General features: G+C 64.0%; 18 protein-coding genes. 4 read left to right on the forward strand and 14 right to left on the reverse strand.

What is annotated here, in order from left to right; translation table 11 throughout:
* Positions 1-26 precede the first annotated feature (26 nt).
* Genes CFR71_RS07545 through miaB form a run of 4 tightly spaced genes read right to left on the reverse strand, consistent with a single transcriptional unit; the run spans position 27 to position 4,078 of the window.
* Positions 27-956, reverse strand: coding sequence for a hemolysin family protein (locus tag CFR71_RS07545; RefSeq protein ID WP_110529476.1), 930 nt, complete (start codon positions 954-956; stop codon positions 27-29).
* Positions 953-1,546, reverse strand: coding sequence for an rRNA maturation RNase YbeY (gene ybeY, locus CFR71_RS07550; RefSeq protein WP_110529479.1), 594 nt, complete (start codon positions 1,544-1,546; stop codon positions 953-955). Before ybeY ends, CFR71_RS07545 begins: the two co-directional genes overlap by 4 nt.
* Positions 1,530-2,666 carry a PhoH family protein gene (locus CFR71_RS07555; protein WP_206059791.1) on the reverse strand — a complete coding sequence of 379 codons (1,137 nt, stop codon included), beginning with the start codon at positions 2,664-2,666 and terminating at the stop codon, positions 1,530-1,532. The genes ybeY and CFR71_RS07555 overlap by 17 nt, the downstream gene beginning before the upstream one ends.
* A gap of 17 nt (positions 2,667-2,683) precedes the next feature.
* Positions 2,684-4,078 carry a tRNA (N6-isopentenyl adenosine(37)-C2)-methylthiotransferase MiaB gene (miaB, locus tag CFR71_RS07560; RefSeq protein ID WP_110529588.1) on the reverse strand — a complete coding sequence of 465 codons (1,395 nt, stop codon included), beginning with the start codon at positions 4,076-4,078 and terminating at the stop codon, positions 2,684-2,686.
* Between the two features lie 900 nt (positions 4,079-4,978).
* Here miaB and CFR71_RS07565 point away from each other — a divergent pair.
* The gene (locus CFR71_RS07565) at positions 4,979-6,856 is read left to right on the forward strand and encodes an autotransporter assembly complex protein TamA (protein ID WP_110529591.1); all 1,878 of its coding nucleotides are present in this window, start codon (positions 4,979-4,981) and stop codon (positions 6,854-6,856) included.
* Complete coding sequence (locus tag CFR71_RS07570; RefSeq protein WP_110529483.1) at positions 6,856-11,046, forward strand: translocation/assembly module TamB domain-containing protein; 4,191 nt, start codon at positions 6,856-6,858, stop codon at positions 11,044-11,046. The genes CFR71_RS07565 and CFR71_RS07570 overlap by 1 nt, the downstream gene beginning before the upstream one ends.
* A 108-nt stretch (positions 11,047-11,154) precedes the next feature.
* Here the strand turns inward: CFR71_RS07570 and CFR71_RS07575 are convergent, their stop codons facing one another.
* Both CFR71_RS07575 and CFR71_RS07580 read right to left on the reverse strand, forming a co-directional pair.
* A complete protein-coding gene (locus tag CFR71_RS07575; protein ID WP_110529486.1) occupies positions 11,155-11,751 on the reverse strand; it encodes a CarD family transcriptional regulator in 597 nt (198 codons plus the stop codon).
* A gap of 74 nt (positions 11,752-11,825) precedes the next feature.
* Entirely contained in the window at positions 11,826-12,701 is an 876-nt protein-coding gene (locus CFR71_RS07580; RefSeq protein ID WP_110529489.1) for a bestrophin family protein, read from the reverse strand.
* 244 nt (positions 12,702-12,945) lie between these two features.
* On the opposite strand from CFR71_RS07580, the gene CFR71_RS07585 reads away from it, so the two are divergent.
* Positions 12,946-14,061, forward strand: a complete 1,116-nt coding sequence (locus CFR71_RS07585) for an S-(hydroxymethyl)glutathione dehydrogenase/class III alcohol dehydrogenase (protein ID WP_110529492.1) — start codon at positions 12,946-12,948, stop codon at positions 14,059-14,061.
* Positions 14,062-14,063: 2 nt separating this feature from the next.
* Positions 14,064-14,942: an S-formylglutathione hydrolase gene (gene fghA / locus CFR71_RS07590; RefSeq protein ID WP_239019343.1), complete on the forward strand. Its 879-nt coding sequence runs from the start codon at positions 14,064-14,066 to the stop codon at positions 14,940-14,942.
* 56 nt (positions 14,943-14,998) lie between these two features.
* On the opposite strand, the gene CFR71_RS07595 is transcribed toward fghA, so the two are convergent.
* From CFR71_RS07595 to dxs, 8 genes are all read right to left on the reverse strand, one after another.
* Positions 14,999-15,418 (reverse strand): secondary thiamine-phosphate synthase enzyme YjbQ, encoded by a 420-nt coding sequence (locus tag CFR71_RS07595; protein ID WP_110529498.1) that lies wholly within the window; start codon positions 15,416-15,418, stop codon positions 14,999-15,001.
* 14 nt (positions 15,419-15,432) lie between these two features.
* Complete coding sequence (gene trpS, locus CFR71_RS07600; protein ID WP_110529501.1) at positions 15,433-16,428, reverse strand: tryptophan--tRNA ligase; 996 nt, start codon at positions 16,426-16,428, stop codon at positions 15,433-15,435.
* 47 nt (positions 16,429-16,475) lie between these two features.
* On the reverse strand, positions 16,476-16,961 hold the full coding sequence (locus CFR71_RS07605; RefSeq protein ID WP_110529504.1) for a c-type cytochrome: 486 nt from the start codon (positions 16,959-16,961) through the stop codon (positions 16,476-16,478).
* Positions 16,962-17,070: 109 nt separating this feature from the next.
* Positions 17,071-17,565 carry an FKBP-type peptidyl-prolyl cis-trans isomerase gene (locus tag CFR71_RS07610; protein ID WP_110529507.1) on the reverse strand — a complete coding sequence of 165 codons (495 nt, stop codon included), beginning with the start codon at positions 17,563-17,565 and terminating at the stop codon, positions 17,071-17,073.
* A gap of 41 nt (positions 17,566-17,606) precedes the next feature.
* On the reverse strand, positions 17,607-18,836 hold the full coding sequence (locus CFR71_RS07615; RefSeq protein ID WP_110529511.1) for an argininosuccinate synthase: 1,230 nt from the start codon (positions 18,834-18,836) through the stop codon (positions 17,607-17,609).
* 156 nt (positions 18,837-18,992) lie between these two features.
* Positions 18,993-20,228, reverse strand: a complete 1,236-nt coding sequence (gene rlmN, locus CFR71_RS07620; protein ID WP_110529514.1) for a 23S rRNA (adenine(2503)-C(2))-methyltransferase RlmN — start codon at positions 20,226-20,228, stop codon at positions 18,993-18,995.
* A 95-nt stretch (positions 20,229-20,323) separates the two neighbouring features.
* The gene (locus CFR71_RS07625) at positions 20,324-21,064 is read right to left on the reverse strand and encodes a TlyA family RNA methyltransferase (protein ID WP_110529517.1); all 741 of its coding nucleotides are present in this window, start codon (positions 21,062-21,064) and stop codon (positions 20,324-20,326) included.
* 15 nt (positions 21,065-21,079) lie between these two features.
* Positions 21,080-22,481 (reverse strand): 1-deoxy-D-xylulose-5-phosphate synthase (dxs, locus tag CFR71_RS07630; RefSeq protein WP_110529594.1); only part of this gene is annotated, 1,402 nt, incomplete at its 5' end.

Genomic DNA, 22,481 nt, shown 5'->3' on the forward strand with positions numbered 1-22,481 from the left:
ACGCACCGGACGGGGACGCGCGGCCTTCACTTCCCCGGCGCTGGCACCGGGTCGGGGACGGGGTCCACGACCGGGCGGACCCGCAGTTTGCGGATGTGACGCGCATCGGCATCCAGAATCCGGAATACGGTCCCGCTTTCATGCGTCACGACCTCGCCACGGGTGGGAACATGCCCGGCAAGGCGGAAGACAAGCCCACCCACCGTTTCAATTTCCGCCTCCCGCTCGTCCTGGGTCAGAATCGGGCCTGTGCGCAATTCGAACTGGGCGATGGGCAGGCGCGCATCGACGTCGAATGTCCCGTCGCTGCGTTCCTGCAGCATGGCCACCGTGGGTTCGTCATGTTCATCAGAAATGTCGCCCACGATGGTTTCGATCAGGTCCTCGATGGTGACCAGCCCATCGATGCCGCCATATTCATCGATCACCAGCGCCAGATGCACATGCCGAAGCCGCATCTGCAGCAGCAGGTCCAGCACCGGAAGCTGGGGCGCGACCATGAGGGGCTGGCGCAGCAGGGGTTCGATGCTGAAGGCCTCGCTGGTGCCGACATAGGCGATGAGGTCCTTTACGTGGATCATGCCGACGATATCGTCGAGCTGGTCGCGATAGACCGGCATGCGCGAATGGTTTTCCCGCCGCATCATGGCCAGTGCCTCGTCAAGGCTGATGGACACGGGCATGGCAACGATATCGGCGCGCGGGATCATGACGTCGTCGGCGGTAATGCCGCGCAGGCGCAGGACATTCGCCAGAAGCGCGCGTTCCTGTCGGTCCAGTTCCGATGACGGGGATTCCGTCGTGTCATCCGCCGCCGCGTCGGCTTCCTTGACCAGGGCCGCGATGGAATGGCGCAGGCCCTGTTCATTGCGTCGCCGGCCGAACAGGGACAGGAACCCCCGAGATCGCGGGGGAGGGGTGTCATCGCCGGGTTCCGAAGATGAAGGGCGGCTCATCGTGCGCCTCCATCCGCGCGGCCGCTGCGGTGCTTCCAGGGATTGGCAATCCCCATCCTTCCCAGAATGCGCGCCTCTTCCATCTCCATGGCGCGTGCATCGCCCGCGTGATGGTGGTCGTATCCCGAAAGATGCAGCACGCCATGGACCAGCAGGTGCAGCATGTGGCTGCGCACCGTGCGTCCCGCCGCCATGGCCTCGCGCCGGACCGTGGAGAAGGCGAGGATGATATCACCGCCCCACGCGCCCCCCTGCGGGCCGGCCGGGGCATATTCGAATGTCAGGACATTTGTCGGCCTGTTCCTGCCACGGTGAAGGTAATTCAGCCGTTGCACCATCCGGTCATCGGCAAGGATCACCGATACCGGTCCCGACACGCCAAGGTCATGCATCGTGGCCATGACCGCCCGCGTGACCTGTGCTGCCGGATCGCGCATCGCGCCATACCAGCGCCGGTCCATGATGCGGACGTCTATGTCCTCCCACAAGGGAGGTTGGGGAACCGGCCCGTCATCCGGACCGGTCGCCCTGCTGTCTTCATGCGCCCCGTCCACCTCGGGAAGGGGGGCTGTTCTACTTCGCGGTTCCATTGTTCTCCTGCCGCGATCTGGCGCGCGTGGCTTCCCTGCTTGCCTCGGCGCGCTGATCGTATGCGTCCACTATACGCGCAACCAGCGGGTGACGCACTACGTCACGCGATTCAAACCGTGTCATGGCGATCCCCGGCAGACCCTCCAGCGTCTCCACAGCCTCACGCAGGCCCGATGTCACGCCGCGTGGAAGGTCGATCTGGCTCAGATCGCCGGTGATGACCATGCGCGTGCCGGTACCCATGCGGGTAAGGAACATCTTCATCTGGGCCGATGTCGTATTCTGCGCCTCGTCAAGGATGACGAAGCTGTGGGCCAGCGTGCGCCCCCGCATGAAGGCGAGGGGGGCGACCTCGATCTCGCCCGTCGCCATGCGGCGCATGACCTGATCGCCCGGCATCATGTCATGCAGCGCGTCATAGAGCGGGCGCAGGTAGGGATCGATCTTGTCCTTCATGTCCCCCGGCAGGAAGCCCAGACGCTCCCCGGCTTCCACGGCAGGGCGCGACAGGACGATGCGGTCCACCTGTCCGGCCTGCAGCATCGCGACAGCCTGCGCGACGGCGAGATAGGTCTTCCCCGTGCCGGCCGGCCCGATGCCGAACACCATTTCCTGCCGCGCCAGCATGTCCATGTAACGCGCCTGCCCCGCCGAGCGCGGGGCGATCGCGCCACGGCGCGTCATGATGGTGGGCAGGTCCGCCATGCGGGGGGATGCGGCCTCCTGCCGCGCGACGGGGGAAGCTGGGGCCATGAATCTGACATCCTGATGGGAATCCGGGGCGGAAAAAAGCTGGGCCGACATGCGGATGGCGGCGTCCACCTCTCCGCTGTCGAGGGCATGGCCCGCCTGCAGCCTGCGGTAAAGGGAGGTAAGGGCGGACTGTGTCACCGCCACCCGTTCGGGGCCGCCGGTAATGGCGATCCGGTTGCCCCGGCATGACAGACGCACCTCGAACCCGCGCTCAAGATGCAGAAGATGACGGTCATGATCCCCGACAAGCTGGGCGAGGAGGATATTGTCATCGAACTGCATCGTTACCGTATGCCCCCCGGACGGGTGGGGCATGCCGGTAACGGAAGAAGACCGGCCGTCCTCGGGACGGCGGGACGGGATCATGGATGCCGCATGTTCTCTCAAGCCTTGCCTGTCTCCCCTGTCAGAACACCACCGAGCGAGTTGGTGTAGAGCTTCACGATATCGACTTCCGCCACCTGACCGATCAGGCTGTCGGGACCATCGACATGCACTGCCTGCAGATACGGGCTTTTTCCCGAAACCTGTCCCGGCTTGCGACCCCGGCCGGTGAACAGGACGGACACGCGCTGTCCCACCGTCGCCGCGTTGAAGGCATCCTGCTGTTCACGCAGCAGCGCCTGAAGTTTCTGCAACCGCGCGTCCTTGACCTCCTCGGGCACCTGTCCGCCCGCGCCCGACGCCGGGGTTCCGGGCCGGGGGGAATATTTGAACGAGTATGCCTGAGCAAAGCCCACGTCGCGGATCAGTTGCATCGTCTGTTCAAAATCATCCTCGGTTTCGCCCGGATGGCCGACGATGAAATCCGATGACAGGGCAAGGTCGGGTCGCGCCGCGCGCAGGCGCATCACCAGGTCACGGTATTCCTGCGCGGTATGTCCCCGGTTCATCGCCGCCAGCACCCGGTCCGACCCGGACTGCACCGGCAGGTGCAGGAACGGCATCAGGGCAGGCTGGTCGCCATGCGCCGCGATGAGGTCGCCTTCCATGTCGCGCGGATGCGATGTCGTGTAACGGATGCGTTCGACCCCGATCCCGTCAGCCAGTTCCGCCGTCAGGCGCGCCAGCCCCCAGATCGCGCCATCCGGTCCCTCGCCATGATAGGCGTTGACGTTCTGCCCCAGAAGCGTGATTTCCTTCACGCCATGCGCCACAAGCCTGCGCGCCTCCTCCAGCACGGCGGCCACGGGACGGCTGGCTTCCGCCCCACGGGTATAGGGCACGACGCAGAAGGAACAGAACTTGTCGCATCCTTCCTGAATGGTCAGGAAGGCGGCCCCTCCGGCCGGGACCTCGCGCTCGGGCGGCAGGAAGTCGAATTTCTGCTCCACAGGGAAATCCGTCTCGATGACGGCCCCTGCGGCGCGGGCGGCGCGGGCGACCATTTCGGGCAGGCGATGATAGGTCTGCGGCCCCAGCACGATGTCGACATACGGCGCGCGGGCCAGTATCTCCCGCCCCTCCGCCTGCGCCACGCATCCCGCGACGGCCAGGACGGTGTTGTGCCCGGCCTGCGCGCGCGCTTCCTTGACCAGACGCAGCCGGCCGAGTTCGGAAAACACCTTTTCCGCCGCGCGGTCGCGGATATGACATGTATTGAGGATGATCATGTCGGCGTCGTCGGGCGCGTCCACCGCCTTGTACCCAAGCGGACGCAGCACGTCGGTCATGCGCGCGCTGTCATAGACGTTCATCTGACAGCCCCATGTAATGACATGCAGCCCGCGTGCCTGTTTACCGGACTGCGCGCTGGGAACGCATGGAAGGGGGGACATCTCATTCACGCGAACGGGTTCCTTGACATCGTGCGGGACAATCCCGCGTGGCGGCGCAAACACATCGGGTGTGTCGTGCGGATGGTCAAGACCCGAAACCACATGTCATAAAGGATGAAGACCCCATATCGTGACATTATCCCCCGATCAGGACGATCGATCCAAATCTCCCGTCCCGCCAATCATGGCGGATGGGGCAGGGGATTTGTCAAGGACGCCGTGCATGCGGCGCACAGATTTCACGGCAATGACGCAAAGGGATGATCAGGGGCGGCGGATCATCACGTTGTGGCCATATTTTCCCTGTAGCCTGCGGCGGGGTCGAAATGTACCCCAGGGACTGCGGGGACCGGATCGCGCGTCCCGGCCTGACATCCGCCCCCGCATTCAGATGGTCACGGACATGTCGCCACCGACCGGCAGGGGGCATGTTGCAGGCGTCCATTACAAGGCAGGACGTTCCACAGTAACGTCATCATCTGGACACACGATGAATGCCTGATGGGGTCATCTGATTGAAAATTCTTCTCCATTCCACTGAAACCCGCCCATAATTCCATAATGTTCCAACGATACCGGCGCGGACCCTGTCGCAACCGGCGACCCGGCCGTTACCATCATCCCTCCACGACATGTCCGCAGCCGGCCGCAGGCGAATATGGGTTTGAATATGCATCACGGGAATGGCAGATATCGAAGGGAGGGGTTCCCTCCATCATCATGAGCAGACTCCATGTCTGAGCGGCATCACGCAGGTGGGCGAATGACAGAACCGAGAACGGGGACAACTTGACGTTTTTTCGTCATTTTCTGACGACACGGCGTTTCCGGCCTGCGCCGGACGAAACCGGAACTCCGATCTGTGGTTCACTGTGGCGGTCCCATGCACGGCTGTGGGGCATGGCCCTGACGGTTCTGTGGGCGGGCATGACGGGCGCGCGCGCGGCGGATCCGCAACCCTATGTCACGGTCATCCGTCCCACCGGCAATGCCGACCTTGACGCCGCCGTGCGGGCTTCGTCCGACCTGCTGGGCCTGCAGAAGACACATACCGTCAGCCCGTTCGCCCTGGTGGGACGCATCCACAATGACTATGCCCGCATCCGCAGCGCGCTGGAAAGCTTTGGCTATTACGCGCCGGACATACGCATCCAGGCGGCCATTGCCTCCAAGACCGGCGGGGGGACGCCACAGGACGGGCACGATCCCGACCTGCCGGAATGGATGCAGGCCATCCCGGCGGACCAGAAGCTCGAACTGACCATCTCCATCACCAGGGGAACGCAGTTCCATATCGGCGCCATAACCCTCAACCCGGCAAAGGGACAGCCGCCTGTGCGGCTGGACGATCATGAAAATGCCGCGCTGGGCATAAAGACGGGCGATCCCGCAATCGCCGCCAATATCCTCAGGGCGCAGTCACAGCTGCAGACGACACTGGCGGAAGAGGGTTACGCGCTGGCGGATGTCAGCACGCCGCAGGCCTGGCTTCGCCCGCAGACCAGGACCATCGACCTTGCCTTTACCATCATGCGCGGGCCGGTCGTCAATCTGGGGGCGTTCGGTTTCGGCGGCCTGCGCCGGACCCATCCCGCCTATGTCGTGCGGCGCCTGACCATTGCGCCGGGCGAACTGTACCAGCCCTCGCGCATCGAGGCCGCGCGGCAGGGCCTGTCGTCAATGGGGGTGTTTTCCGACGTTCAGGTGCGCCATGACCAGCACCTTGCCTCTGACGGGACGCTGCCGCTGGATTTCAGCTTCGTTGAATCAAAGCGCCACAGCGTGGGGGTCGAAGGCGGGTATTCGACGGATCTTGGCGGTCGCGCCGGCGTGTCGTGGACGCATCGCAACCTGTTTGGCAATGCCGAGCGCCTGCGCCTGACCGCGCTGGTGACGGGGCTGGGCGGTTCCGCGGAACAGGGGCTGGGCTATGACGTGTATGCGGACCTGATGAAGCCGGATTTCGGGTCGCGCAACCAGAATCTCAGCGCCCGGATCGAATGGATCCGCCAGCTTCTGTATTCCTATCGCCAGACGGCGCTTCTGGCCCGCGCGGGCGTGGTGCGACGCGTCAGCTCCCACTGGAACGTCGCCTTTGGCGGGGAGATCGAACAGGAACGCATCGACCAGATGTCGCAGACGAACGACTATTTCATCGCTTCGCTGCCGCTCAGCGCGACCTATGACGGGACTGGCGTCGACAACCCGATCACCCCCGCCACGCATGGCGTGCGCATCAACATGAACGTCACGCCTTCGGTGTCGCTGGAACACCGGACGTCCTTCTTCGCGATCATGCAGGCCACGATTTCCACCTATTTCGACCTGAAGCATCTGGGGCTGTCGCGGCCGGGACGCAGCGTTTTCGCCGTGCGCGGGACGATCGGCAACGTGGAAGGGGCGTCGACCTTCGACATCCCGCCCGACCAGCGGCTGTATGCCGGTGGCAGCGCGACGGTGCGCGGTTACCGTTACCAGGGGGTGGGGCCGCAGTTCCCCCACAGCCGCTATGCCATTGGCGGGACGTCCATGGATGCCGGCTCCCTTGAATACCGTCAGCGCATCTTGCAGAAATTCGGGGCTGTCGGCTTTATCGACGTGGGACAGGTCGCGGACGGCAGCACGCCGTTCAAGGGCACGCTGCGCGCAGGCGCGGGGGCGGGGGCACGCTATTACACGCCCATCGGCCCGGTACGCCTTGACATCGCCGTCCCGCTGAACCGTCCGCCCCGTGGCGACAAATGGGAGCTGTATGTCGGGCTGGGAGAAACGTTCTGATGAGCGATGAGCACAAGCCTGTCCGGACCTTCACCATGCGCGCGGTGCTGAAAATCGCGGGGCTGGTCATCGCAGTGCCGACAGGACTGGTGGTGCTGGCGGTTGCCCTGATCCTGGTGGGGGCCAATACCGGCATGGGCCGCCATGAAATCGAACGTCGCCTGCCCGGACTTACGGGGGGCAGCGTCCGGCTATCCGGGCTGTCGGGCCGGTTTCCCGACGCCCTGCGCATCGCGCATCTGGAACTCGACGACTATCGCGGCACATGGCTTGCGATCGACAATCTGGCGCTGGACTGGTCCCCCACGCGGCTGCTCCTGCGCCGGGCGGTGGTCGATGACATCTCCATCGCGCATCTCTCCATCCCGAGGCTGAGCGAGGAAGACCCCGCGCATCCTTCGCCGCCGTCCCGGCCGGGCAATGACAACCTCCATATCGGGGTTGATATCCGCCACGCCCATATCGCGCGCATCGACGTCGGCGCGCCGCTTGCACGCGTCCCATCGACATTCAGCCTGGATGGCCATGCCCGGCTGGCGGATATCGCCCCGGTCCTTGACGGCATCTCGGTCGCCACGCTGCCCTCGGCCGACATCGACCTTTCGGTCCGGCGCCTGGATCATCCGGGGCTGCTGTCGGTGCGCACCCGTCTGGATACCGGGACGCTTGCGCTGGACCTGCACGCGCATGAGGAACGCGAAGGCTTCCTGACCACGCTGAGCAACCTGCCCATGCTGGCGCCGCTGGACCTCGACCTGAGCATGAGCGGCCCGCGCGACCGCAGCAACCTTGTCTTTGCCATGCAGGCAGGCGCGGCGCAGGCCCATATCAGGGGACAGGTCGGCCTGATCCATCATGCGATGCACCTGAACGCCACGCTGGATGCGCCTGCGATGATGCTGGGACCGGACACGGGATGGCAGTCCATCGCCCTGCGGACCGATCTGGGCGGAACGCTGGAACGCCCCACGGGCCGGGGCAGCCTTGATATCGGGCAGCTGAATCAGGGGGCGATCGGATTCAATACGCTGCATGCCACCTTTAGCGGCCTGACGGGGCAGACGGCGCAGGATGCCGTGAACGTGCATGCGGACATTGACGGACTGCGCATACCCGGCGCGCATCCCACCATATTCGCGGCACGGCCCGTGTCGATCGATCTGGCATGGCATCCCGATGCGCAGGGATCACCTGCGGATATCACGCTGAATCACGACCTGCTGCGCATCAGGGGCAGCATCCGCACCGCCATCCCCCGGCGCGGAACGCTGGCGATCGACCTGCCTGACCTCTCCCCCCTTGCGGGGCTTGCCTCGACCACGCTGGATGGGAACGCGCATCTGCAGACGGACTTTGACGTGCCCGGCGCCAGAATGCCCGGCCATGCCGCGCTGGATGGTCAGGTATCGATCACGGGCGGGCAGCCTCAGGCGGTCGGCCTGATCGGCAGGGAAGGCCACCTGCAGGTCATGGCCGACCTGTCGCCTGCGGATGCCGCCCCACGCAGCGTGCATGTAAGAACCCTGAAGATAGATGGTCATGCGCTCCATCTGGATGCGGGCGACGGGACGATCACCCTGGCATCGCCGACACAGCTCGACCTGCGGGCCCGGCTCATGCTTGATGACCTTCAGAAACTTGCCCCCTCCCTGCGGGGGCAGAGCGACATGACCCTGACGGCCACGGGGCCTGTCGATGACCTTGCCGCCGTCCTGCACGCGGAAACGCAGATCGGGACACCCCAGATCCAGCCCGCGGGACACCTGACGACAGACCTGAATTTCCGGCACCTGCCTGCAGTAAGGGAAGGGGAGGCCAAGATAACGGGGACGCTGGACCACGCGCCGGTCGCCCTTGACGCCGCCCTTGCGACCGGCACGGACGAGGTGCGCCACCTGCGTCTGGCGCAGCTTTCATGGAAAAGCCTGTCGGGGCAGGCGGACATGTCCCTGCCAAAGGGACATCTGGTGCCATCGGGCACGATGGACGTGCGCATGGCACGGCTGGCGGACTGGCGTGACCTGCTGGGACACAGCATCACGGGATATGTCACGACTGGCATCCATACCAGCGCGCGGACCGATCAGGCCCCCCCGATCGTATCGGTGAAGCTGGATGGCGCCATCGGATCGCCCTGGGCGAATATCCGTCGCCTGACGCTGGGCGGCACCGTCAGGGACCCGGTGGATGCCCCGCATCCCGATCTGGACCTGGTGGTGGATGATGCCGACATATCCGACATCCACGCCAACGCCCATGTGACGGCCAGGGGGCCGCTGAATGCGCTGCTGGTCAGCGCGACATCGCGCCTGTCCACGAAACAGGTCGGCCCCGCCGCCCTTGATACCGCGATGCTGCTGGATGTGCCGGAACACAAGGTCACGGCCCGCACCCTGCTTGCCGAAGCACGGGGGGAACGGCTGCAGCTGCTGGGGCCCGCCACCATCAGTTATGGCGCGACGATGGGCGTCGACCATCTGCGCGCGACATTCTCCGCGCCACAGGGACAGGCCGCGGGCATTGATATCGCAGGCGGCATCAGGCCAGCGCTGGACCTGAAGGCTGATATCACGCACGTAACTCCGTCCCTGCTGCGCCCCTTCATGCCCACATTGCGCGCTGATGGCGAAATCTCCGCGCAGGCACGCCTGACCGGGACGCTGGCGCGTCCGGGGGGGCGCATCTCGCTTCGGGCGGATGGCCTGAAATACCATACGGATTATACGTCTTCCCTGGCGGCCGCCAACCTGGACGCCACTGCGATCCTGAATGGCGCGCAGGCCCAGATCGATGCCAGCCTGAATGCCGGCCGCCAGATCAGCCTGACGCTGAAGGGAAGCGCCCCGACAAACATGAACGGGGCGCTGGCGCTGCATTCTGGTGGCGTAATGGATCTGGCGGCGGCCAATGCCTATCTGGGGGCGCAGGCACGTCAGGCGGGGGGACAGCTGCGGATGAACGTGGACGTGCGCGGCACGCCACGCAGCCCCCTTGTCACAGGCACGCTCGACCTTGCGGACGGCACGTTCCATGACTACGCGCAGGGGATCCAGCTTTCCGACATAAAGGGAAGCGTGCTGGCGCAGGGCAGTCGCCTTGTCATACAGTCACTCGGCGCGAATGCGGGCAAAGGCACCATTACGGCGGCCGGCTCCTACGGCCTGCTGGAACCCGGGCAGCCCCTTGACCTGACGATCACGGCCAAAAATGCCCGCCCCCTGGCAAGCGACCTCATTACCGCGACGCTGGATACGAACCTCAGCATAAAGGGGCAGCTGGCCTCGCGCATCAATGTGGCCGGGGGCATCAACCTGTCGCGCGTGGATGTCAATATTCCGGATTCACTGCCCACGTCGGTCGCGCATCTGAATGTCATCCGCCCGACCGACATCTCGACCGTCGCGCAGCCCCATGAATCCCCGCTGGTTGTGGGGCTGAATCTGGATGTCCGTTCACCGGGACAGTTCTTCGTGCGTGGACACGGCCTGAATACGGAGATGCACGGTCACCTGCAGGTGGGCGGCACAAGCGATACCCCCCTGATCACCGGGGCATTCGCCATGACGCGGGGGAGCTTCGCACTGGGCGGGTTCTCGCTCAATTTCAGCAAGGGCAACGTGGGCTTCGACGGAATCGGCGTAACGCACAGCATCGACCCCAGCCTTGATTTCGTCGCGGAACGCAGTACGAACGAAGGGGTCGCGCGCCTCAATGTCGGAGGATATGCCAGCGCGCCGAAAATCACCTTTTCCTCCACCCCGCCACTGTCACAGGACCAGATACTGGCGATCCTGCTGTTCGGGACCGATTCACAGTCGCTGTCCGCCACGCAGATGGCGCAGGTCGCCTCTGCCATCGCCACGATCAGCGGCGGCTCGGCCTTTGACCCGCTGGGCATTGTCCGAAAGACGCTGCATCTCGACCGTCTTCAGATGAGCAGTTCGTCCAACGGTTCGGGCGGCAATGACACCGGCAGCATCGAGGCCGGGAAGTACGTCATGCGCGGGGTCTATGTCGGGGCCAAGCAGGCGACCTCCGGCTCGGGAACGCAGGCACAGGTGCAGGTGGACCTTACCAAACGGCTCAAGTTGAATACCACGGTGGGAACGGGGGGGAATGTCACCGGCTTCACCACGCCTGAAAATGACCCCGGCAGCAGCATCGGCCTTCTTTACCAGTTCAATTACTGAGAAAACCTGCTGCCCGGCACGTTCCCCGTCGCCAGCGCATGAAAAAGCCTGCCGGAATGTCATTCCGGCAGGCGTGGGGTTCTGGTCCGGGAATGGCCCGAAACGGGGTCAGGCGGCCTTCATGACGGCCGTCAGCGTTTCCAGGACGGCCGCGGGCTCCTTGCCCTCCAGCACGGCGACTTCCGCCACGAAACGTTCCTGCGCGGCCTCAAACAGCTTGCGTTCGCTGAAGCTGCCATCCAGGCTGTCGACATTGCGGCGCAGGTCACGCAGCACCTCCGCGATCTGGACCAGATCACCGGAATTGATCTTCTCCTGATAGGCGACGGCGCGGCGTGCCCACATGCCACGGCTGACATGCGGCTTGCCCTTGATGATCGCCATGGCCTTGTCCACGATCTCGCGCGAGACGATCTTGCGCAGCCCGGACTTGCGCGCCTTCGACAGGGGAATGCGCAGGGTCATCTGGTTGCCCGGAAACGAAATCTGGATCATCTCCAGCTTCGTGCCCGCGATTTCGTCAATGCCGATCCGGTCAACCCGTCCCACGCCATGCGCCGCATAGACGATGGCGTCACCTTCGCGGAACGGATCCTCGTCCTTTTCCGGCTTGCTGCTTTTGGCTTCGGCTGCGGTCACTGCTGCTGCGGTCCGCGCCATTGCATCGGTCACACTGCCCTTCGGGGTCGTTCTGAACATGCTCATGACATCTCTTGTAGCACAAATTTCCCCATATGTCTTGACCTGATCGAAAGCATCGACGATGCCCGCGCCGGTCTTCAGGACTGCACGCCGCGAACCGGCGCAAGGGACGGGGGCGCTTCCTCCCCGCAGGACTGCAGCAGGTCGATTTCGATGGTGCGCGCGATGGTGCGCATCGGCATGCCATGGGGCGTGGAGGCAAACGGTTCCTGCAGGTCGCTGCCGATCTTGTCGAGTGCTACGAACAAAAGCCCCACCAGCGACGACCCCAGCGGCGTGATCCATCCCAGCGTCTGCACCATCGAAAGCGGCAGGATAATGCAGAAAACCGCCGCCACCAGCTTTGGCAGCACGGAAAACTGGATGGCCAGCGGCGTGTTGCGTATACGCTCCAGTCCGCCCTGCGCGTTGCTCAGATCCGAAAGGATACGGTCGATCTGCCCCTGCAGCGCCCCGTCAATGCCCAGCATGCGCGCGCGCGCATCCACGCCACGGCCCAGCTGGAACAGGATCGCGGCGGGAATGTTCACGTGTCCCTCGATCCCGCGCAGCATGTCCTCCGACAGAAGCCGCCTGACATCCTCCATCGTGTCCGTGCGTCCCAGCGCGCCGCGCAGGGCATGGGGATAGGCGGCCATCGCGCGCGCCAGTTCAGGGCAGCCCTGCAGGATCGTGCCGACCTGACGGCCAAAGGAACGGCTGTTGTTGGTGACCGCCCCCCACAGCGTCCGGGCCTCCCACCAGCGGTTATAGGCCGTGTTGTTACGGAAACTCATGAACAGGACCAGCGCCGAGCCGATAAGCGAAATCGGCAGCGTTGGCTGTTCCATCCAGTCCTGGTGATAGATCTGGAACATGACGACAACCACGATGTCCCATGCCGCCAGCAGCACGAGGGACAGGAGGCTTTCGCGCATAAGGATCCACAATCCGATCCTGCGATTCACGATCATCTGGATAATGTCCCGAAAAGGATGAAGCCGACGAAAAAAGCCGGTCGCGCCACAAGGCGTACCAGTTTTGTGCACATACCATATCGTCGCGCGATAAAACGCCGCGGCCTCACGATTGTATAATTTGTAATACCCGCCATCAGCGGCGACGCTGTCCCAACATCATTGACGTATCCGGGCGGGAGCGTTTCTTATGACCGCCACAGCCACACCCGTTTCCTTATTGCAAAGGGTTTAAAGATCTATGGATGTCAGGGCAGCCGTCGCGTTCGAAGCTGGAAAACCACTGGAAATCGAGACCGTCCAGCTGGAAGGCCCCCGGGAGGGGGAGGTCCTGGTGGAAATCAAGGCAACAGGCCTGTGCCACACCGATAAGTACACCCTGTCCGGCGCGGATCCCGAAGGCCTGTTTCCCGCCATTCTGGGCCATGAAGGCGCGGGCGTCGTGATCGACGTCGGTTCGGGCGTGCGGCATCTGAAGCCCGGCGACCATGTCATCCCGCTCTACACGCCCGAATGTCGCGAATGCAAATCGTGCCTGTCGCGCAAGACCAACCTGTGCACCGCCATCCGCGCCACCCAGGGCAAGGGCGTCATGCCGGACGGCACATCGCGCTTTTCCTTCAGGGGGAAGCCGATCCACCATTACATGGGATGTTCCACCTTTGCGAACTATACGGTCCTGCCGGAAATCGCGCTGGCGAAAATCCGTCCCGACGCCCCCTTTGACAAGGTCTTCTATATCGGTTGCGGCGTAACCACCGGCATCGGCGCCGTGCTGTTCACCGCAAAGGTGGAGGCCGGGGCCTCGGTCGTTGTCTTCGGGCTTGGCGGGATCGGGCTGAATGTCATCCAGGGCGCCAAGATGGTCGGGGCGGACAAAATCATCGGCGTCGACATCAACCCCGCGCGCGAAGCCATTGCCCGGAAGTTCGGGATGACCGATTTCGTCAATCCCAACGACCTTGGCCCCAATGGCGACATCGTCGGGCACCTTGTCGAACTGACGGGCGGGGGCGCCGATTACTCGTTTGAATGTGTCGGCAATCCCACGCTGATGCGCCAGGCGCTGGAATGCGCGCATCGCGGCTGGGGGGTTTCCACCATTATTGGCGTCGCGGGCGCGGGACAGGAAATCAGCACGCGCCCGTTCCAGCTCGTGACCGGGCGGCGCTGGATCGGATCGGCCTTCGGTGGCGCGCGTGGCCGTACCGATGTGCCCAAGATCGTGGACTGGTACATGGAAAACCGCATCGATATCGATGACCTGATCACCCATCGCCTGCCGCTGGAGCGCATCAATGAAGGATTCGACATGATGGCGCGGGGCGAAAGCATCCGCACCGTGGTCGAATTCTGATCATGAGTGGCATGATCCTGTCCGATCCCGGCAAGGAACTGACGGTTCGCGCGGAACATGCCTGCTGCGGCGGACATGTGGGCTTTTACAGCCATGCCTCCCGCACGCTGGGGCTGGAGGCACGCTTCGCCGTCTTCATGCCAGCGGGGGCGACGCAGGCACGACGCGCGCCGGTCATCCATCTGCTTGCGGGGCTGACCTGTACCGAGGAAACATTCCTCATCAAGTCCAATGTCATCCGCTTCGCCGCGCGCCATGGCATCGCACTGGTGGCGACCGACACGTCCCCCCGTGGCGCGGGCGTGCCGGGAGAGGACGAGTCCTATGACCTCGGCACCGGGGCGGGGTTCTACCTTGACGCCACCCGCGCGCCATGGAGCACCCATTACCGCATGGGCAGCTATGTCGCCGAGGAACTGCCCGAACTTACGCAGCGGCTGTTCGCGCTGGACGGGACGCGCCGCGGCATCATGGGTCATTCCATGGGGGGACATGGGGCACTGGTCCATGCCCTTCGCGCGCCACAGGCATGGAAGTCCGTCTCCGCCTTCGCGCCGATCGTGCACCCGGCTGTCGTGCCATGGGGGGAAAAGGCCTTTTCGACCTATCTGGGGCAGGATCGCGCCGCCTGGGCCAGACATGATGCGACGCTGCTGCTGGAGGCAGGACATACGCATCCCACCACCATTCTGATCGATCAGGGGGATGCGGACCAGTTCCTCCAGACACAGCTGCGTCCCGACCTGTTCAGCGATGCCGCAGCAAAGGCGGGACAGCCGCTGCGGTTACGCCACCATAAGGGCTATGACCATTCCTACTGGTTCATCCAGTCATTCATCGAGGACCACGTCACCCATCATGCCGCCATCCTGACGGCATGATCCAACATATCCCTGCCGGAACAGGGCAGGGGATATGGGGCAGGGCAGGCGGCCGCTCAGCTCCCGATGATATGCAGGATGATTTCGCGCCGGTGCGCCATGCGCCGGTGTTCGAACAGGTACAGCCCCTGCCACGTCCCCAGCACCGGTCGGCCATCCGCCACTGGAATCGACATCTGCGTATTGGTCAGCATGGTACGCAGATGGGCGGGCATATCATCCGGCCCTTCGTCATCATGGATGTAACGGGTGGGATCCTCGGGCACCAGGGCCTCGAAATACCGTGCGATATCCTCCTGCACGGTGGGATCGGCATTTTCCTGCACCGTCAGGCTGGCTGACGTGTGGCGGCACCATAATGTCAGCAGCCCGGTCTCGATCCCCGTCGCCGCGACCCAGTCCAGCACCGCGCTGGTAATGGAAACCAGCCCCTTGCCATGCGTCCCGACATGCAGTCTGTGCAGTTCCTGACGCATGGCGCTCTCCCGGTTTATTTGAGGAACCCGACAAGGGATTCGGCTTCGGACACGATGGGTTCCGCGATCGTGCGGGCGCGCCGGGCGCCGTCGCGCAACGTATCCTGCAGAAAGCCCGGCTCCTTCAGCAGGCGGGTCGTCTCGTCCGCGATGGGGGCGATGTGCTGCACCAGCACGTCCGTCAGGGCTTTCTTGAAGGGGCCAAAACCCTCACCCCCATGCCGGTTCAGGACGTCCTGGATGCTGCATCCCTGCATCGTGGCATAAATCGTCACCAGATTACGGGCTTCCGGGCGGCTTTCCAGACCGGCCTCTTCGCTGGGCAGGGGTTCGGGGTCCGTCTTGGCGCGACGTATCTTCAACGCGATCGTATCGGCGTCATCCGTCATCTCGATCCGGCTCTGTGCGGACGGATCGGACTTGGACATCTTTTTCGTGCCGTCACGCAGGCTCATGACACGCGCGCCCTGCGGGGGGATCAGCGCTTCGACAATCGGGAAAAATTCAAGGCCGTAATCATGGTTGAACTTCTGCGCGATATCGTTGGTCAGTTCCAGATGCTGCCTCTGGTCGTCGCCGACGGGCACTGCCGTGGCCTTGTAGGTCAGGATATCCGCCGCCATCAGGTCGGGATAGACATACAGACCCGCCGAATGGTTTTCACGGTCCTTTCCCGCCTTGTCCTTGAACTGCGTCATGCGGTTCAGCCACCCCAGACGGGCGACGCAGTTGAAAATCCATGCAAGGCGCGCATGCGCCGTCACGGCGGACTGATTGAACAGGATATGGCGCTGCACATCGATGCCAGAGGCCAGCAGCACCGCCGTCTGCGCCAGCGTCTGCTCCCGCAGGGCCTTGGGGTCCTGCCAGACGGTGATGGCGTGCATGTCCACCAGGCAGAAGATACATTCGTTGTCGCGTTGCAGCCCGACCCAGTTGCGTATCGCACCGAGATAGTTGCCAAGCTGCGGAACACCAGTCGGCTGGATGCCGGAAAATATGCGTCGCATATCGCTGTTTTCCGCTCTTTACCGCCCCGACGTCAAGCGCGTTGATATCAAGGGAGACGATGAATCCCATCAAGGCGGCGACGCTCATCCGCCACGGCGCTGGGGGGCAGGGGATGCGCCCGCAGCGCCGCGATTTCCTCCGCCGTGAAAACGGGGGGACGTCCCGAATCCCCCCGTGCCGCCAGATATGTCAGGATGGAGGCGATTTCGTGATCGGACAGGCGGTTCCTGAAGGACGGCATGGAAAAATTGTAATGCACGCCCCGGATGTCCAGCGGGCCATTCAGGCCATTAAGCAGGACATCGGCCAGATAATGCCGTCCCTCGGCCGTGGCGGCGATCAGGTCGATGCGCCCGATCAGCGGGGGGATTTCCCCCTTCATGCCTTCGCCACCATGATGGCAGATCCCGCAATTGGTGCGATAGCGTGCCGCCCCCTCATGCTTGCCCGAACATGCCGTCAGTATCATGCCCCCCAGACAGAAGAGGGCAGCACGTCGCGCGACACGACGCATGTTTGTAAAAGTCAGCATGCGTTACAATAGCACGCACATTTGAAGAGGACATGAAAAACGCCACCAGAATCCCTTCTGGTGGCGTTTTATGGTCCGTCGCGGATCCCACCGGGCGGCCCGGGCGATATCAGCGCGTGCGCGAAACGCCCAGCAGCTGGATTTTGAAGATCAGGGGACTGTCGGGCGGGATGATTCCCATGGACCTGTGGCCGTAACCCAGTTCAGGCGGGACATACAGCATCCACGTGTCGCCCACATGCATCATGGGAACCGCTTCCTGCCAGCCCTTGATGACCATTTCCAGCGGCATCTGCATGTAGGCGCCATGCCCATGCTGGTCGGAGCTGTCGAAAATGCCACCGTCCGGCAGGCGCCCTTCGTAAATGACCATGACGCTGTCATTGACCGTGGCCTGCGCCCCGTCCTTCGGACCGGACTTCAGCACCTTGTAGGCCAGTCCGTCCGGCAGGACCTTCACGCCGGGCTGCGTCTTCACGTTCGCCATGAACTGGGCTGGGGTCAGGTCCGGCTCATCCTGTTTTTTGCTTCCACCACATGCGACCAGCGGCACCGCCAGCGCAGTCGCCAGAAGAAAGGGAATGACGCGTGAAAAACGTTTCATGACACCTCGGCTAATGGAGTGAAGATGAACGATGGAATGCCTCAGAGAGCGCCGCCACGACGCCCGATCTTGGCCCCGAGACGCAGGCGCAGGGCGTTAAGGCGGATGAAGCCCTGCGCATCGGCCTGATTGTACGCGCCTTCGTCATCCTCGAACGTGACGACGCGCGTGTCATACAGGCTGTTGGGGCTTTCGCGACCGACACAGATGACGTTGCCCTTGTACAGCTTCAGACGCACGCGCCCGCTTACCGAATGCTGGCTCTGGTCGATCAGCGCCTGGAGCATCCGACGCTCTGGCGAAAACCATAGGCCGTTATAGATGATCTCGGCATAACGCGGCATCAGGCTGTCCTTGAGGTGCATGGCCTCGCGGTCGAGCGTGATGCTTTCGATGCTGCGATGCGCCGTCAGCAGGATGGTGCCGCCGGGCGTTTCATAGATGCCGCGCGACTTCATGCCCACGAAACGGTTTTCCACCAGGTCCAGCCGTCCGATGCCGTTGGCGCGGCCCAGTTCATTCAGGCGCGTCAGCAGCGTTGCGGGCGAAAGGGCCTCGCCATTCAGGGCGACCGGATCGCCGGATACGAAATCGATCGTGATTTCCGTCGCCACGTCCGGCGCGGCTTCGGGCGAAATGGTCCGCTGGAAGACGATTTCGTCCGGCCCGATGGCCGGATCCTCCAGCAGCTTTCCTTCCGAGGAGGAATGCAGCAGGTTGGCATCGACAGAGAAGGGGGCCTCACCCCGCTTGTCCTTGGCGATGGGGATCTGGTGTTCCTCGGCAAAGGCCAGCAGGCGCGTGCGCGACGTCAGGTCCCATTCGCGCCATGGCGCGATCACGGTGATGTCGGGCTTCAGCGCGTAATAGGCCAGCTCGAAACGCACCTGGTCATTGCCCTTGCCGGTCGCGCCATGCGCCACCGCATCGGCGCCGACCTGCTCGGCAATCTCGATCTGGCGCTGCGCGATCAGCGGCCGCGCGATGGACGTGCCAAGCAGGTACTGCCCTTCGTACAGCGCATTCGCACGGAACATCGGGAAGACGAAATCCTTGACGAAGGTTTCGCGCAGATCCTCGACAAAGATCTCCTTCACGCCGAACATCTCGGCTTTCCTGCGCGCGGGTTCCAGTTCCTCGCCCTGACCAAGGTCGGCGGTAAAGGTCACGACCTCGCACCCATAGGTGGTCTGTAACCATCGAAGAATCACGGACGTATCGAGACCGCCTGAATAGGCGAGCACAACCTTCTTGACGTCCTTGGCGGCCATGGGGAGAGGTCTCCTGTCGACAAAACTGAAATTTCCTGCCGACCACCCTGTCGGCAGCATGCCGTCCTAGCATCACAAAGCCCCGACGACCAGAAGCCAGCCAGGGTTTTATGGGCATCCCGACGCGGCCGGGACCGTGCGGACGGCGATTATGGCCTAGGTCTTTTGCACATCCGGCGCGCCGGACGAACGACGCGCGCGCTGGCTTTCGGTGCGGAGCTGCCCGCAGGCGGCAAGGATATCGCGTCCACGCGGCATGCGGATGGGCGAGGCAAAGCCCGCATCCATGACGATTGCCGCGAAACGGTCGAGCTGTTCGCGGGTGGAGGGCTGGAAACGGCTGCCGGGCCACGGGTTGAAGGGGATGAGGTTGACCTTTGCCGGGATCCCCGAAATCAGGCGCACCAGTTCGCGGGCATCCGCCTCGCTGTCGTTCACGCCGCGCAGCATGATGTATTCAAAAGTGATGCGTCGCGCATTGCTGGCCGCCGGGTAACGGCGGCACGCGGCGATCAGCTCGGCAATCGGATATTTGCGGTTCAGCGGCACCAGTTCGTCGCGCAGGTCGTCACGCACCGCATGCAGGGAAATGGCCAGATTGATGCCAAGTTCCTCGCCACACTGATCCATCATCGGAATGACGCCGGACGTGGACAGGGTAATGCGCCGGCGCGACAGGCCGATCCCTTCGCCATCCATGATGATCTTCATGGCCTTGGCGATGTTTTCGTAATTGTACAGCGGCTCGCCCATGCCCATCAGCACGATGGTGGACAGCAGGCGGGGCGTTTCCCCCTTGGGGCTGGGCCATTCGCCATAGCTGTCGCGGGCGGCCATGAACTGCCCCACGATTTCAGCGGCACCCAGATTGCGGACAAGCCCCTGCGTGCCAGTATGACAGAACGTGCAGGACAGCGTGCATCCGACCTGCGATGAAATGCACACCGCGCCCCGATCCTCGCGCCGGTCGGGGATATAGACGGTCTCCGCCTCCTGTCCGTCGCGAAAACGGAACAGGAACTTGCGCGTCTCGTCGCGGGAGGTCTGGACCGTGGCGGCCTGCGGGCGTCCGACGACGAAACGTTCCGCCAGCTTTTCCTGCAAAGGTCTGGCAATCGAGCTCATCCGCGAAAAATCGGTCGCGCCCTGATGATAGATCCAGTGCCACAGCTGTTTGGTACGAAACGGCTTTTCGCCAATTTCCGTCAGGATTTCCGTCAGTTCCGCGCGCGACAGCCCTACCAGGTCGCGCCGGCCGTCCGGCAGCACGGCGGATGGCGGGGCGAACTGCGCCGACTTGGCAAGGATACGGCTACGTTCATCATCGGTAAGCGCCGCAGCCGATGCGGCCTCCCGAACGGGACGGGCATAAAGGGGAGGAGCGATGGACATAGCGAAAGACGCCTTAACGTTCAGACAGGGACAGGTGCGCGAAAGCCGGAATTGCCGCTCCCTACCACATCTGCCCGGTCAAAAGCGACCGTGGATCAGGCGTCCCTGCGCGCGGCGATCAGGAATTCACGATTTCCTTCCGGCCCGGTAATCGGGCTGGGTTCGATACCGACAACCGACCAGCCCTCCAGCGACTGCCACCACTCGCGGATCGTGGTGCATACGGCGTCATGAACTGCCGGGTCGCGCACGACGCCCTTGGGGCCGATCGCCTCGCGTCCCGCCTCGAACTGCGGCTTGATCAGGGCGATGGCCCATGCGCCGGGCATGCACAGATCAATCGCCGCGGGCAGGACGGTCCGCAGCCCGATAAAGCTGGCGTCACAGACCAGCGCGCCAATGGGATCAGGTATAACCTGCGGCGTCAGGTGACGGGCATTGCACTTTTCCAGCACCACAACCCTGGGATCATTGCGCAGTTTCCACGCGATCTGCCCATGTCCCACATCGACGGCGTAAACCTTCGCCGCGCCATTATGCAGCAGGACATCGGTAAAACCGCCCGTGGACGCGCCGACATCAAGGCAGGTCAGGCCTTCGGTCGAGAAACCGAAATGTTCCAGCCCGTGCGCCAGCTTGATCCCCCCACGCGAAACCCACGGGTGGTCCTGCCCCTTGAGGGTCAGCGGCACATCCTCAGGCAGCTGTTCGCCCGGCTTGTCGATACGGCGGTTGGGCGCGAATACCAGACCGGCCATTATCAGCGCCTGCGCACGCGTCCGCGTCTCGACAAGTCCCCGATCGACCAGCATCTGGTCCACGCGCCGCTTTGCCACTGCCGTTTTTCCGGATCAGGCCATCTGCTGCGACGGGGAACGCCCCAGCGCGCCCAGCGCCGTGTCCACGATCGCCTGCGCGTCGAGGCCTGCCTCATGATACTGTGCGGTCTGGGTGTTGTGGTCGATGAAGCGGTCGGGCAGGGCCATGGGGCGGAAGCGCACGCGGTCCAGCAGGCCGGTTTTCGCAAGGTGCATCATGACGAAGGCGCCGAACCCGCCGGGCGCGCCCTCCTCGATGGTGATCAGCACGGCATGGTTGCGCGCCAGCTGCTCGATCAGCGCGGTGTCCAGCGGCTTGGCAAAGCGCGCGTCGGCCACCGTCGGCGCCAGCCCCTGCGCCGCCAGCATGTCGGCCGCCTTCAGCGCCTCCGCCAGGCGCGGACCCAGCGACAGGATCGCGATCCCCCCGCGTTCCGGCCCCGACTGGCGCGCCATTTCGCGCACGATGCGCCCGCGCCCGATCTCCAGCACCTGGCCCGCCGCCGGCAGGTCGATGCCAATGCCGCCGCCGCGCGGGTAACGCAGGGCGATCGGCCCCTCGTCAAACGCCGCCGCCGTCGTGGTCATGTTCAGCAGTTCCAGCTCGTTGCTGGGCGCCATGATGGTGATGCCCGGCAGGCAGCCGAGATAGTTCAGGTCGAACGCCCCCGCATGCGTCGCGCCGTCCGCGCCGACCAGCCCCGCGCGGTCGATGGCGAAGCGCACCGGCAGGTTCTGCAGCACCACGTCATGCATCACCTGGTCATAGGCGCGCTGCAGGAAGGTGGAATAGATCGCGCAGAACGGGCGCATCCCCTCCGTCGCAAGGCCGGCCGCGAACGTCACGGCGTGCTGTTCGGCGATGCCGACATCGAAGAAGCGGTCGGGGAACGCCTTGGCGAACTTATCCAGCCCCGTGCCCGAGGGCATCGCCGCCGTGATCGCGACGATGCGGTCGTCCGCCTCCGCCTGGCGCAGCAGTTCGCGCGAGAAGACGGATGTATAGGACGGCGGCCCGGCCGGCCCCTTCTTCTGCTCGCCCGTGACGACGTTGAACTTGGAGACGGCATGGTACTTGTCGCCAGCCGACTCGGCCGGGGTATAGCCGCGTCCCTTTTCCGTGATGACATGCAGCAGCACGGGGCCAAGGTCGTCGGCATCGCGCAGGTTGCGCAGGATCTGCACCAGCTGCGTCATGTCATGCCCGTCGACGGGGCCGACATAGTAGAAGCCCAGCTCCTCGAACAGGGTGCCGCCGGTGATGATGCCGCGCGCGTATTCGTCGGCCTTCTTCGCCGTACGCTCCAGCCGGTCGGGCAGGCGCTTTGCCATCTTCGCGGCGAGGTCGCGCAGGCTGAGGAACTTGCGCGAGGACATCAGCCGCGAAAGGTAGCTCGACATCGCGCCCACGGGCGGGGCGATCGACATCTCGTTG

The sequence above is a fragment of the Novacetimonas pomaceti genome, from assembly GCF_003207955.1.
Taxonomy (GTDB): Bacteria; Pseudomonadota; Alphaproteobacteria; order Acetobacterales; family Acetobacteraceae; genus Novacetimonas; species Novacetimonas pomaceti.

Excerpts from the sequence above, each read along its gene's own strand:
- trpS (WP_110529501.1), bottom strand. The coding sequence starts at position 16,428 with ATGCGACGCATATTTTCCGGCATCCAGCCGACTGGTGTTCCGCAGCTT.
- CFR71_RS07615 (WP_110529511.1), bottom strand. The coding sequence starts at position 18,836 with ATGGCCGCCAAGGACGTCAAGAAGGTTGTGCTCGCCTATTCAGGCGGT.
- CFR71_RS07575 (WP_110529486.1), bottom strand. The coding sequence starts at position 11,751 with ATGAGCATGTTCAGAACGACCCCGAAGGGCAGTGTGACCGATGCAATG.
- rlmN (WP_110529514.1), bottom strand. The coding sequence starts at position 20,228 with ATGTCCATCGCTCCTCCCCTTTATGCCCGTCCCGTTCGGGAGGCCGCA.
- ybeY (WP_110529479.1), bottom strand. The coding sequence starts at position 1,546 with ATGGAACCGCGAAGTAGAACAGCCCCCCTTCCCGAGGTGGACGGGGCG.
- CFR71_RS07555 (WP_206059791.1), bottom strand. The coding sequence starts at position 2,666 with ATGATCCCGTCCCGCCGTCCCGAGGACGGCCGGTCTTCTTCCGTTACC.
- CFR71_RS07585 (WP_110529492.1), top strand. The coding sequence starts at position 12,946 with ATGGATGTCAGGGCAGCCGTCGCGTTCGAAGCTGGAAAACCACTGGAA.
- CFR71_RS07580 (WP_110529489.1), bottom strand. The coding sequence starts at position 12,701 with ATGATCGTGAATCGCAGGATCGGATTGTGGATCCTTATGCGCGAAAGC.
- CFR71_RS07610 (WP_110529507.1), bottom strand. The coding sequence starts at position 17,565 with ATGAAACGTTTTTCACGCGTCATTCCCTTTCTTCTGGCGACTGCGCTG.
- CFR71_RS07565 (WP_110529591.1), top strand. The coding sequence starts at position 4,979 with ATGGCCCTGACGGTTCTGTGGGCGGGCATGACGGGCGCGCGCGCGGCG.
- miaB (WP_110529588.1), bottom strand. The coding sequence starts at position 4,078 with ATGTCCCCCCTTCCATGCGTTCCCAGCGCGCAGTCCGGTAAACAGGCA.
- fghA (WP_239019343.1), top strand. The coding sequence starts at position 14,064 with ATGAGTGGCATGATCCTGTCCGATCCCGGCAAGGAACTGACGGTTCGC.
- CFR71_RS07545 (WP_110529476.1), bottom strand. The coding sequence starts at position 956 with ATGAGCCGCCCTTCATCTTCGGAACCCGGCGATGACACCCCTCCCCCG.
- CFR71_RS07595 (WP_110529498.1), bottom strand. The coding sequence starts at position 15,418 with ATGCGTCAGGAACTGCACAGACTGCATGTCGGGACGCATGGCAAGGGG.
- CFR71_RS07605 (WP_110529504.1), bottom strand. The coding sequence starts at position 16,961 with ATGCTGACTTTTACAAACATGCGTCGTGTCGCGCGACGTGCTGCCCTC.
- CFR71_RS07570 (WP_110529483.1), top strand. The coding sequence starts at position 6,856 with ATGAGCGATGAGCACAAGCCTGTCCGGACCTTCACCATGCGCGCGGTG.